Raw genomic sequence first — 13,776 nt, forward strand, 5'->3', positions numbered from 1 at the left:
TTTGTCCAAGATTATTTTCTTCTTTTTATTTCCACAGTTTCAATCTCATCGCCGTTTATGTCCGTCACATACAAATAGGCATTTTTCTTATTGATCTGTACATTGACAAAATGTTCTATTTTACTCGATTTCTTAGTTTCTGGCAAGGTAAGCTGAATATCATATAATGGCGCTCCTGCTCCGGCAGAAGTTATATAATGCACGCCATTTTTAGTGGCACGGTGATAATGGTGATCATGACCGTTCAAGAATACCTGCACCTTATGTCTTTCAAAAATGTCGCCCCAAAATTTACGGGTCTGTTCGGCCTCAGCCTTTCTATTTTTCATGGCACTGTACAATGGTTTATGTTGAAAAATAAATACAAATCCCGCTTCCTTATTCAATTCCAAAACGTTTTCCAACCATTTTTTCTGGGTATTAAAATACTCCGAGAAGGCACTTTGCCAGAAAGCATCACTATTTTTTTCGGAAATAAAATCGGGCTCCGAAATTTGTTTCCCCTCACTATCCAAAACAATAAAAAGGGCATCCCCAACAGTAAAGTAGTAGTATTTTTCGTTATTGGGCAAATCGAACAGATCATAGTAATAGGGCGAATCCTTTTCATGGTTGCCCAATACAGGATAGTAGGGCGTATTTCTCATAAGCTCCTTGTTAACCCCAAAAAAGGCTTCCCAATCGCTAATAGACCTTCCATTGGCCACCAAATCCCCTGAATTGATAATAAACCTTGGATTGGTCTCCATGATTTTGGCCACTATTTTGGCATGCACATCGTGCCTGTTCCTAGAATCTCCAGTAACTGCAAAATTAAAGGGTACAATTTCATCGGGGTAAGTAGTCAGAGTACCTTTGCCCTCATCCGAGCCGTCGTTAAGTACATCATATTGATATTCTGTATTGGGCTCCAGATCCCCTAGATGAATTTTGTGGTGTTTGTATTCCCTAATAGTCGTTACATTTCCGTCCTTATCCGTAATGGTAGGCGAACTTTCCAGGGTTGACCAACAAATAGTGGCATCCTTGGTTCCCATTTGCTGAATATAAGGACCCAAGGCAATTTTCTCCTTTTCTTGTGCAATAGCTAGGACACTGATAAAAAAGAGGGATGCGAATAATACTTTTTGCATGATTTTCAATTTTAAACTTCGGAACAATTAATCCGACATTAGAAAAAATATATTAATAAATGGTTTTAAACCCTTGGATCGGACCAATAAAACCCTAACTCCGATAATAAGAGGGGATTTGTTAGACTATGGCATTTCAATGAGCCCATGGCCTTTGAATTACGAATCTCTGTAATAAAAAGAGGCAGTCCTTACGGAATGCCTCCTTTAAATAGCTGCTAAACTAACTCAAATAAAAATTTTAGTAAGGTTTTCCAGTACCCTGCAATAGCCACATTTTGGACCATGCACTGTTATTACTTGTATCTTCACCTTTGTATTCCGTAGTTTCCAATTTCTGAATGGCAGCATCGGCATTTTCGGAATTAGTGTCTATCTCATTGATATGATAATAAAATCTCAGTGGCAAGGCATCCCTTTTAGTAGCAACGCCCACTTGAAGATCGGGTAAACCGGTTCTTCTATAATCGAACCAGGATTCAGTAGCAGCGGACCAACTGGCAATCCACTTTTGCTCCATGATATCTTCCAATCCACCATAGGCAGCTCCTGCAATATAATCATCATACTCACCACCAACGCCCCAGGTAACCAAAGACTGTCTAATTCCTTCGTTATAATGGCTCTCTGGACCACCGCTCACCCAGCCTTTTAACGCTGCTTCCGCCAAAATGAAATGTACTTCAGCGGCCGAGAGTAAGCGGGCCTTTAACAACGGACCACTAGCGGCCTTATAAATATCATTCAATTGGGAAGCATGTGGGTTGGCACTTCCTTGAAGGGATCCAACCGTTTTAAGATTATAAGCTCCAGCCAATACCATTGCAGTAGGAAGACCTATATATTCTTTATCATAATCTACAGGTTCCCCTACTATATCCACGTAAGCGTCAACGATGTCCTGTGAAATACGTCTCTCTCCGTTTACAATTTCATCCGTTCCATCCGGGGCACCTGGATCCAATACCAAAGGTATCTCAACTTTATTTGCCCAAACCCCTAACCTAGGGTCGTCCAATTCCTGCAAGGCATCTACCAAGGTTTTTGCCATTTTAAGTCTAAAATAGGCTCCGTTAGGGCTATTGTCGAATTGGGTATTGGTAGGCCAGGAATCACTTCCTGTGTTGCCTACATAAGACATGGCGGCATCATCAGAGGCATCCAATATCAACGGATATTGGGCAGCATTGGAGGTAAGCCTTCTAATACCTTCTTCCGCCAACCCCGGCTCTTTTGCAGATAATCGCATATAATATCTCAATGCCAATGAATTGGCAAATTTTCTCCATTTGGAAACATTACCACCATAGAGTACATCTTGATCTTCCTGAATACTAAAATATGCACTCTGGCTTTTGGACAAAAGGGTATTGGCCCTTGCCAAGTCGGCCAGGATTCCCACATAGATGTCCTTTTGATCATCAAAGGCCGCATCAAAAAATTCTGCTCCTTCATCTCCCCTTAGCGCCTCGGAATAGGGGGCATCTCCCCATAAATCGGTTATCATTCCAAATAAATAGGCCTTCATTACCAAACCTACCCCTATATGAAATTCCAAATTATCGGTTTCTGCCTTTTCAATCAAGGTTTTATTATTGGTCAACAAGCTGTAATATCCATTCCAACTATGGGAGTCGTTGCTCCAATCATAGGAGTTATGTCCACCGGACCAACCATCTTTCTGGGTATGCTGCATGACCCCCGCGATATCCCCAAACCCCAGGTTCAAGGTGTTTTTCGCAGCGCCGCTAATTACCGTGGGCACCAATAGGTTGGGATCCACGTTATCCGAACCAATTCTATTGGGATTTTCATTAAGGTCCTCCAAGCCGTGACAAGAGACCAAAACTATAAGTCCCGATACCAATAAGGCCATTTTACTTTTTATCTGATACATCATGATCTTAGTTTTTTTTATTAAAATGTTATACCAATTTTAAAACCAACTGGGATAACCCATGGATCCACATTATAGCGTTCTATACCTTGTTTAAATTGGGTTCCCCGCTTATCTTGTCCGGATTCTGCTTGGTAAGCTCTTTCCGGATCCACTCCGAAAGCTGAATCCTTGGTCCACAACATAATATTCCGACTATAAACAGATACGTTTACATTGTCCAAGCCTGCTCTTTCCACAAACTTACTGGGCAGATCGTAACCCAATGATATCTCCCTTAATTTAATATAGTCCGCGTCAAACATATGTGGTGTTCCGAAATCCCATGCATTGGCAACAGAGAAAGGAATAAAATTCGTTCCATCTAGACCTAGGTTTTCGTTTTCCAAAATAAAATTACCATTTTCATCGTGATAACCTACTACCCCCGCATTGAAAACCCCGTCATAAACAACTGTTCCTGAAAAGGCCTCTGGAAAACCTCCATTGCCCGGAGGACCTCCAATAGAGATAAAGTTTTCGCCATAGATCAATAGATCGGCATTATCCAATACCCATTGCTTCAATTCAGGACCGGTCTGATTAATTCCAGGATCGATCAAGTTATCCAACAATTGCTGACTATAGCCATCCTCTGTCATATATCTTGAGGTTTGTGACATGTACTGACCACCTGATCGCCAGTCGAATGTCATATTCAAGGTTAAGTTCTTATAGGAAAAACTGGACTGTAACCCCATTACAAAATCAGGATTGTAGTTTCCTACCTTCACCCTTTCCTCTTCGGCCAACCATTCTGCATCTTCACCTTCACCCAACATTGGATATCCAAAATAAGGAGAATTTGGATCGGTCACCCTTTGGATCTTCGGAGAATACAAATTTCCGACCAAACCATCCTCGCCCGTGGCCGGATTGGCCACATAACCTCTGGATACACTCTTGTTCTCGCTCCAAAACTCTATATAATCCACTCCATCGGCTAGGGCCAAAACTTTTGACTCATTGGTAGTATAGTTTAAATTTAAATCCCAATTGAAGTTATCCGTTCTTATGGGAGTAATTCCCAAGGAAAATTCATAACCCTTACTTTCCAAGACCCCTGCATTTATACTTACACTGCTATAACCCGAAGACCCTGGAATAGGCACACTGGGAACAATTTGATTTCTGTTTTCCACTGTGTAATATGTACCTTCAAATCGGAATCTATTATTGAACATGGTCAGATCCACACCAAATTCTTTTGAAGTAGCCTCTTCCGGCTCCAAAGTCGGAGTACTCAAACCTCCAGGAGCACTATAAAGAACAGCATTGTCCCATTGCCCCGCATTGTTGTAATAAGCTCCCAACTGATATGGACTGGTATCGTTACCTACCCTGGCCCAACCACCTCTAAGCTTAAAAAGATCAACTTTGGGAATATTCACTACTTCGCTTAACAAAAAGCTTAGGGAAGCCGATGGATAAAAATAAGATCTATTTTCTACAGGCAATGTACTGGACCAATCGTTCCTTGCGGTAACATCCAAATACAACATATCCTTAAATCCGAAATTACCCAAAGCGTACACACTGTTAATTCCTCGTTCACTCATATAACTGGAATATACCAAAGCCGTTGGGGCAATGTTGCTAATTGTAAATAGATCGGGTACAACAAGACCAACCCTTGAGGCTGCAGAATTGCTAATACCAGAACTTTTTTGATACATTAGGTTGCCACCTCCGGAAATTGACATATCAAAATCTCCAAATTCCTTGGTAAAAGTGGCCAAAAGATCCACATTGGTCTCCACTCCATCGGTCTTGGAAATACCGTAAGTACCATTATTGGTTTCCCCACTGTAACCTGGAGACATTTTAGTTTCTTGGGTCTGGTTATAACTGTTCAAATTATAACTGGTCCTTATATTGAAGGAAGGCGATAATTTCCAATCCAAGGCCATATTTCCAAATACCCTGTATCTTGAATAACTATTATTTACCTCGTTGGCCAAGAAATATGGATTGTTATAGTCATTGGATAGGCTCAACACGTCGGTGCCAGGCAAATCGTAATCCTTAATGCTCCTTATATCAATATTAGCCGGCATGGCATAAGCCCACTGTAAAGGATTTGCTCCCCTGTTGGAAGCCGGCCTATTATCGGCAAAACTATGAACCACGTTAACATTGGTACTTATCTCCAATTTATCGTTTAGATTGGATGTAGCGGACAATGAAAAACTATTTCTGTTTACATCAGAGTTGGGAACCAAACCAGTATTTTCCATATTGGTTACCCCCAATCTATAATTCAACGCTTTTGTACTATTGGTTACCGTTAAACTATTGGTGGTTGTAATTCCCGTCTGCACAAAATTCTTAATATTATTGGGATAAGATTTCAATTCTGTAGGAATAGGAACTCCATTGGCATCCAAGGGCGCATTCCATTGCACCGCAAAATACCCCTTATCCAATTCCGGTCCCGAGTTACCTCCAGAAAGCGCTATTGCCGGCATTATGTAACTTCCACCCTGTGATTCCGGCGAGAAGGAAAAATACCCTGAGGCAAATCGCGTCTGTTGCTCCAAATATTTATAAGGAACGTCAAAGACGGTATTGGAAGTGAAATTCACTTTCATCTTTTCTTTTTCGTTTGCTTTTTTTGTAGTGATCAATACCACTCCATTACCAGCACGTGAACCATACAGCGCAGCTGCACTAGGTCCTTTAAGAATACTTACATCCTCAATGCTATTTGGGTCCAAATCCGAGATGGCATTACCATAATCCACACGGTTATCGTTACCGAATCCACCCACGTTATTTACCGAGTTGGCAATGGGCACCCCATCTATCACAAATAATGGCTGATTATCCGAGCTTAAGGAGATTGCACCCCTAATCACCATACTTACGGAAGAACCTGTACCACCTGTAGAGTTTAGAGTAACCCCAGCTACCTTACCGGATAGGGAGTTCAACACGTTTTCTTGTGCAACCCTTGTAAGTTCTTCCCCAGCTACATTTTCTACGGAGTATCCCAAAGATTTATCCGCACGTTTAATACCCAAAGCCGTTACCACTACCTCATCCAAGGCCTGTGCTCCTGGCTCTAGGGTGACATTAATGGAAGTTCTTCCATTCACTGTCACCTCCTGGGCCTCAAAACCTATATAGGTCAAAACAAGGACACCATTACCATTGGGTACATTAATACTGTAGTTCCCATCAAAATCCGAGGACACCCCCTGGGTAGTTCCTTTTAGCACGATACTGACCCCTGGCAATGGCATTCCATCTTCAGAAGACGTTATATTGCCCGATACTGTATGCTGAACAGACTGAGCCATTACAGAAGTCGTGCATAACACCATCAAAATCCAGCATATATGTCCAATCCTCTGTACTTTATTTTTTAAATATGTGTTCATAGAATTATATTGTAGTTAGTTATTTTTCTTTTTGATTTTCCACATTACAGACTATTTCACAGCCTCAAAAGTTAATACTAGCGCATTGGTATTAAGCGGAGCATAATCCGGAGAAGCAGAAATAAACATCACCACCTTCATAGTGTTGTCCTTTATTTCCTGAATCATAACCTTTCGTTCATAATCCAAAAGCCCCAAAAACATAGTTCCGGAAAAACTTAATGTACTTACACCACTAAAAGTCAAGGCAAAAGTTGGAGGAGCATATACCGAAGACACCGTCAAATCTGTACTTTCCTCATAAGTAAAGGTAGCATCGGGCTCAGGGGTATAATAACCGGTACACAAACCAAAATCCTGATCCGAACTGGGGTTTTTGATCCCTTGTCCGCCAGTGGTCAAGAATTGATATACCAAACCACTAAAAGCCGCTCCATCTTTTAAATCCATGGAATAGCTTCCATCAAAATGAAAGGTATATTCATCCTGATATACTTCACCCAATCCTAAACCAGCTCCCAATATACCTCCTGGAAGAGGGTATGGAGCACCATCAAATGGGGTAAGGCCTGCATCTGCATTGGCAAAATAATCCCCAGGGGAATGTGCATTGGCCAAACGCCAAGTTTTACCATTGGTAGCTGTAGGCCCACCGGTAAGTAATATATAAGGAGTTAAATCTACGGCCAGATTCACTTCCGTGCTTACTGAACTTCCATCCGAAGATGTTGCCGTTAACTTGGCAACGTAGTATCCACCTTCAGAATAAACATGTACCGGGTTTTTCTCACTGCTTGTAGTTCCATCCCCAAAATCCCACGTCCATGAAGCGGCATTGTTGGTCAACCCTTGGAAGGCTACTTTTTTCCCCACGACACTTTGAAAGATATCAGCGGTAAGAGGAATGTCTTCCGAACTGGAACTATCATCTGAGCTACAGGAAGACAGGGAAAGCACCATCGAAAATACAACTCCATACAACAGTATTAGATTTTTTTTAGTCATAAATCACAGTTTTTAGTTAGTTTTTTTCGCAGTCAAAGATCAAAAATTACCATTTACCAAAATCGTGTTACCAACTTGATAACCCCTAGTTAACGATATGTTAATATTAAGACCGTTTGATTACACATTTACCAAAAATATATTTAAATTTTTCAATACAATTCAGATATATTATTAAATATGCATTAAATATTACCCCTCGATTTAAGAAATTAAATATATTTTTGTGAAATAAGTCAATATTCTTATTAAGTTTTATGCATGCATAATAAGAGCATTTTTAACATTTAAATGTGAAGATTTATGAAAAATAATTCTTACAAAGCTTGTAAGTCAAGATTGACCTTTCAAATCTTTATCTTCTTAGTTTCTATTAATGTCCATTCCCAACAACTAAAGGCGGGTGCGGCCAAACGAATAATTACCCCTGACCCGTTGATTTCGGTTTCCGGGGGAGTTGGCACCCCTCAACCAGCAACTGAAAAAAAAGGAGACCTTTATGTTAGGGCCATGGTATTGGAAAAGGGGACAGAAAAAATTGCCATAGTTAATATCGACAATCTGGGATGGCCGGCAGCACTGGGCAATAAGGCAAGAAAATTAATTAAGGACATTCCGTTCAACAATATATTAATAGGTGCCACACATACCCATAGTGCTCCCGATGCATATGCCTTCCCCGACGAAAAAGGTAATTATGCAGCCGATTTAAAGTATCTAGACTGGTGTGTAACCCAAATTGCGGATGCCGTAAATGAAGCTTCATCAAACTTGGAACCCGCCAAATTAAAAATTGCAGTTCGCGAAGCCAAAGGCAAAATAGCCTATAACTACTATGCCCCTGAATTGTACGACCCAAGATGCGGTATAATACAGGCACTAGGCACCAAAGGCAAAAACAAGGACCTACCCATAGTAACCTTGGTAAACTATGCCATTCATCCAGAGGTAATAGGCAGTGATCAAGGAATACTTAGTCCGGATCTTATTGGCCCCCTGTACGATAGAATTGAAGCCAAGGCAGGAGGAATGGCCCTGTTTATGAACGGTGCCCAAGGCGGAATGGTCACTGCAGACAATAGGCTGGACAATGATAAGGAAGCCAATGATTGGGCAGAATGCCAGCGAATTGGGAAACTTTTGGCAGATGAGGCCTTAAGGATTTTATCTGAGGCCGAAATCCAAGAGGACCCAAAGCTATATTGCACCTCCACACAGGCCGAATTCCCAATAGATTCGGAAATGATGCGATACATCTTAAATAATTCCCCCTTAAAAATGGGCAACTCCGATCAATATGTAAGCACAACCCTTAACCTATTGAATATTGGATCTGCCCAAATCCTGACCATACCTGGGGAAGCCCTACCCAACATAGGATACTATTTAAAAAGAAATATGCCCACGGAACATCCTTTCCTTTTTGGTTTGACCAACGATGCCTTTGGGTATATATTGACCAAAGAAGATTTTAACAGTTTTAAAAGATATATGTATGTAAGTCGCACCAGTCTAGGGGAAAAAACAGGAGAAATCCTCATCAATGATTTATTGACCCTCATCCAAAACAGTCCAACACCTGATAAGTAAAACAATTCCTTAACTATTAACACAAGATCCAAATGAACAAATTGGCTTCTATTTTTTTATCAATGTCCTTACTATGTATTATTTCCTGCAAGGACAGCCCAAAAAAACTGGCGGAAAACGTTGCTCCTGCCGCAGCTGAAATAACTCCTTCCAACGCATTGCAAAGCTACTTGAACAATGAAGACAAAACCTATAAATGGGAACTGAAAGAGAATTACACCATAGAGGATGTAACCGCCTATGAACTTATGCTGACCTCCCAAAAATGGAGGGAGCATGTCTGGACCCATGAACTCACCGTATTGGTCCCTAAAGAAGTTACCCATGACGGAGCACTTCTAATGATTACAGGGGGGAGTATAAAAGAGGGAATACCCAATTGGTCGTCTAATGAAGAGGACAAAAAATCCATCAGTTTTGCCCAAGTAGCCGAAAAGAACAAGGCCATAGTGGCTATTGTTAGGCAGGTTCCCAACCAACCTCTGTACGATGGTCTAACGGAAGACGAACTCATTTCCTTCACCTTGCACAATTACAAAAATGACAAAGACCCCACATGGCCTTTGTTATTCCCTATGGTAAAAAGTGCGGTCAGAGCTATGGATGCTGTTCAGGAGTTTAGTAGCAAAAACCTTCAAAAAGAGGTAACACGCTTTACGGTAACCGGAGCCTCTAAAAGGGGCTGGACTACATGGTTGACAGGAGCAAACGACAAAAGGGTGGAAACAATTGCCCCGATGGTAATAGACGTTTTAAATATGCCCGTTAGTTTGGATTACCATATTACGGCTTGGAACGAATATAGTATACAGATCAATGATTACATACAATTGGAAATTCCACAAACCGTAGGTACAGAGGATGGTAAAGCCTTGACCCAAATGGTAGATCCCTATTCTTACAGGGCCAATTTAACCATGCCAAAATTAATTTTTATTGGCACCAATGATGAATACTGGCCAGTAGATGCCATTAAGAACTACATCAATGATATTCCTGGTGAAAATTACATTCACTATGTACCCAATGCCGGTCATGATCTGGGTGGTGGCGAACAGGCTATAAGGGCTTTAAGTGCCTTTTGGGGAAAATCGTTGAACAAGACATCTCAGGCCACTTTGGCTTACGATCTAACAACCGATAAAACATCGGCTACCCTAACGGTCAAAACCACCTCCGATGAACTTCAAAACGCCTACATATGGTCTGCAGATTCGTCGGACAGGGACTTCAGGGACGAGGAATGGACTTCAAAGAAAATAGATTCCAAAGACCATGACCACATTTTTCAGCAGGTAAAATTCCCTAAAAGTGGCTTTAAGGCTTTTTATATCGATTTGGAATATGCTGATCCCAATGGTGGAAAATACACCAAGAGCACTAGAATGTATGTAGCTGATGACGATGAAATCCTTTAGTAAAAAACGTATATATTGGTTTTCAGGAATTATCGCCATTCTATTACTATTGGCATTTACCATCATTTATGCCAGCGATACGAGTGCAACTTTACCGGTCAATGAATATTATGCCTATGACAAGACCATACCGTTAAAGGATTCCCTGAACCTTTTAAAAGATACTACAGACTTTAAGTTGTATCATGTAACTTACAATAGTGTACACCATAAAAAAGTGACAGGAATTTTGAGCCTGCCCAAAATCGGTACCAGTCCCCTACCGGTTGTGATTTTAATGCACGGTCTTGGAGACAACAAGAACGTAGATTATGTATCTTATGGCAACGATCTCTTCCTTAAAAATGGGTATGCGGTATTAAGGATCGATTTTAGCGAACACGGGGAACGGAAAGAGGATGTTTATGATTTTAGCCTTACCGGAAATTACAAACATTGGAGCAGGGATATTATTAGTCAGACTGTATTCGATCTAAGGCGAGCGGTCGACTTTATTGAAACAAGGGAAGAACTGGATGCCCAAAGAATAGGATATTACGGTATCAGTTTGGGTGGCATTACAGGCACCATTTTTTGCGGAATAGATGATCGCATAAAAGTTCCTATTGTGGCATTGGCTGGTGGACAATTGAATTTACTGTACGAAAAAGAAGCCCTGACCAAGGAGGCAAAAAATTTTGTAAGTATCATTGAGCCATTAAATTTTGTAAAGCAGATTGCGCCCCGACCGTTCCTCATGTTAAATGCAAAAAACGATGAAATAGTACCTCCCCTAATGAGCTCCCTGCTTTTTAAAGCAGCACAAGAGCCAAAAGAGATTATATGGTACGATGCTAAGCACAGGGATGCCCCGTTGGACATCATTTTCGGAGACGGGCTCAACTGGTTTAAAAAATATTTATAAATTAAAACATCAAAAATAAAATGAAAAAGTCATATCCAATTTCCTTGTTCATGAGCCTTTTTATGGCACTATTACTCATTAGTTGTGGGGAAAAGAAAAAAAATGCCGAAGAGGCCATTAACAACACTCCTGCAGAACTGGAAACAACCTTAGAAGCAAAAAACTGGGCCGAAAAATTGGGATGGCCTGCCGGAAAAAAGGTAATCATGTTGCATGCAGATGATATAGGGATGTGTCCTGAAGCCAACATTGCCGCCAAGGAACAATTGACCAAGGGGGAAATACAATCCGCTGCCGTGATGATACCCTGTCCCAACGCCGAAGAATTCATCAATTGGGCCAAGGAAAACCCTGCTATGGATGTTGGCCTACACCTTACGCTTACCAGTGAATGGAAAAAACATCGCTGGGGCCCTATTACCCCAGATGCAGAAGTACCTGGACTATTGGATCCTGAAGACAAACTATGGAGGAGCGTACCGGAAGTAGTGCAACACGCTTCGGCCGAGGAGGTGGAAAAAGAAATACGGGCCCAAATTGAACAATCCATAGCCTGGGGCTATAGACCGGACCATATAGACACCCACATGGGCACCCTGTTCGGTGACCCCAGTTATGTAAAGGCCTACATGAAAGTGGCCCAGGAATACGGCATTCCAGCAAATATCATAGATATATCCGTACCATCGGTTCTGGCAGAGTTTAGAGCAAAGGGGTATCCTATGGATGATTCTGTGGTAAAGATGACCGAAGAGTACACCTTGCCCAAATTGGACTTTTTTTCCAGTGCACCAAAGGCGGATTCCTATGAAGAAAAGGTGGAAGCTTTTAAGACCTTGATTAAATCCTTACCTCCCGGACTAACAGAAATCATTTTTCACCCCTCCGTAGAAACCGATAACCTGAGGGGCATTACGGGATCATGGCAACAACGGGTTTGGGAATCACAGATTTTTGGCGATCCAGACCTCATCAATTTCTTCAAAGAAGAGGGGATAATTTTTACTAATTGGAAAGAAATTATGACCCGTTTCAATTCCATGAAATAAACACACATAAAAAATATTCACCAATATAGAAGAACAGGAAATATTCACTTGACAGCAAGTTAATTTTAGGACCGGAAAAGGCAAACAGACCTTACCGGTCTTTTCTTATATATGTGAAACTAAAACAAACCTAAAATCTAAATTATTCTAACCCTTTTAACAGAAATATTAACATATGTTCTATTTTCTGGTAAATTATAATGCAAATCCAATAAAATATAATAAGGAAAATAATATTTAATAAGTTTTATTTGTGTATATCCCCTTTATGGGAAAAAAGATAATATTTTACTTTAAAACCTATTTGTCATGAATTCTACCTCTGGAATTATCCTTGCCATTTCCTTGATCATTATTATGTTCGGAATGGGCCTATCATTGACCCTTTCCGATTTTAAGAGAGTGGTAACCTATCCAAAGGCTATGATCATAGGTCTTATCTGCCAGATGTTGTTGTTACCAATGATAGGATATTTTATTGCCATTTCCCTCAGCTTGTCCCCGACTACTGCTATCGGCATTATGTTATTGGCGGCCTGCCCTGGCGGACCAACCTCTAATATGCTGACCTATTTGGCCAAAGGTGATTTGGCCCTGTCCGTTTCCCTAACGGCTGTATCTAGTATAATTTCCATTTTAACCATTCCTTTCATTGTTCAATTTGCAATGGAAGAATTCTCCAATGAGAGTATGGCCATTTCAGTCGATGCTATAACCATGATAAAACAATTATTGGTCATTGTGATCATACCGGTAGGAATTGGCATGCTAATAAAAAGTAAATTTGAAGCCTTTGCGAACAAGATGGAGAAACCTGTAAAAATAGCTTCTGCCATCATATTTGTGTTGGTAATCATTGGGGTGACCATTAGCGTCAAGGATGTTTTTATGAGCTACTTAAATGAGGCAGGGCTACCGGCCATACTGCTCAATGTGAGTACCATGACCTTAGGATTTTTAATGGCAGTACTTTTTAAACTAACAAGACCACAGGCTATAAGTATATCCATTGAAACGGGAATCCAAAATGGAACCCTGGCAATAACATTGGCCACAATTGCCTTGAACAATGCCGAATACTCTATTGTGCCTGCCATTTACGGCTTATTAATGTTCGTTACGGCCACTGTAATTATTTTTATCAGGAAACCACTTGGGATAAAAGATGGATTAAGCCTGGAAAAAGACTCGGCCAATTAATCCTGACAAACAGAAGATGGAAAAAAATCTATTTATTGTTATCCTTGTTTTATTCATCTTTTTTGTCATTTCCTTTCTTAGCCTTATTTCAGGTCCCCTGGCGAACAGCAAAACAATAAATCTGAAAAATTTTTTGGGCAACAATAAAAAATCCAAAC

9 protein-coding genes are annotated in these 13,776 nt (G+C 40.7%); 5 read left to right on the forward strand and 4 right to left on the reverse strand.

Annotation, left to right across the window (positions count from 1 at the left end):
* Positions 1-11: 11 nt before the first annotated feature.
* The 4 genes from KO529_RS00130 to KO529_RS23545 all read right to left on the reverse strand — a co-directional run bounded on the left by KO529_RS00130 (position 12) and on the right by KO529_RS23545 (position 7,457).
* Positions 12-1,133 carry a metallophosphoesterase family protein gene (locus KO529_RS00130; RefSeq protein WP_215945924.1) on the reverse strand — a complete coding sequence of 374 codons (1,122 nt, stop codon included), beginning with the start codon at positions 1,131-1,133 and terminating at the stop codon, positions 12-14.
* 241 nt (positions 1,134-1,374) lie between these two features.
* The gene (locus tag KO529_RS00135) at positions 1,375-3,033 is read right to left on the reverse strand and encodes a SusD/RagB family nutrient-binding outer membrane lipoprotein (protein ID WP_215945925.1); all 1,659 of its coding nucleotides are present in this window, start codon (positions 3,031-3,033) and stop codon (positions 1,375-1,377) included.
* Positions 3,034-3,050: 17 nt separating this feature from the next.
* The gene (locus KO529_RS00140) at positions 3,051-6,452 is read right to left on the reverse strand and encodes a SusC/RagA family TonB-linked outer membrane protein (protein ID WP_215945926.1); all 3,402 of its coding nucleotides are present in this window, start codon (positions 6,450-6,452) and stop codon (positions 3,051-3,053) included.
* Positions 6,453-6,503: 51 nt separating this feature from the next.
* Positions 6,504-7,457 carry a PKD domain-containing protein gene (locus tag KO529_RS23545; RefSeq protein WP_215945927.1) on the reverse strand — a complete coding sequence of 318 codons (954 nt, stop codon included), beginning with the start codon at positions 7,455-7,457 and terminating at the stop codon, positions 6,504-6,506.
* Positions 7,458-7,760: 303 nt separating this feature from the next.
* Here KO529_RS23545 and KO529_RS00150 point away from each other — a divergent pair, with 303 nt between their 5' ends.
* From KO529_RS00150 to KO529_RS00170, 5 genes are all read left to right on the forward strand, one after another.
* Positions 7,761-9,047: a hypothetical protein gene (locus tag KO529_RS00150; protein ID WP_215945928.1), complete on the forward strand. Its 1,287-nt coding sequence runs from the start codon at positions 7,761-7,763 to the stop codon at positions 9,045-9,047.
* A 32-nt stretch (positions 9,048-9,079) separates the two neighbouring features.
* Positions 9,080-10,465 (forward strand): PhoPQ-activated pathogenicity-related family protein, encoded by a 1,386-nt coding sequence (locus KO529_RS00155; RefSeq protein ID WP_215945929.1) that lies wholly within the window; start codon positions 9,080-9,082, stop codon positions 10,463-10,465.
* Positions 10,446-11,369, forward strand: coding sequence for an alpha/beta hydrolase (locus tag KO529_RS00160; protein ID WP_215945930.1), 924 nt, complete (start codon positions 10,446-10,448; stop codon positions 11,367-11,369). The genes KO529_RS00155 and KO529_RS00160 overlap by 20 nt, the downstream gene beginning before the upstream one ends.
* A gap of 20 nt (positions 11,370-11,389) precedes the next feature.
* A complete protein-coding gene (locus KO529_RS00165; protein WP_215945931.1) occupies positions 11,390-12,418 on the forward strand; it encodes a polysaccharide deacetylase family protein in 1,029 nt (342 codons plus the stop codon).
* Positions 12,419-12,727: 309 nt separating this feature from the next.
* A complete protein-coding gene (locus KO529_RS00170; RefSeq protein WP_215945932.1) occupies positions 12,728-13,618 on the forward strand; it encodes a bile acid:sodium symporter family protein in 891 nt (296 codons plus the stop codon).
* Positions 13,619-13,776 lie beyond the last annotated feature (158 nt).

This window comes from Arenibacter algicola, from assembly GCF_018860365.1.
GTDB lineage: Bacteria > Bacteroidota > Bacteroidia > Flavobacteriales > Flavobacteriaceae > Arenibacter > Arenibacter algicola_B.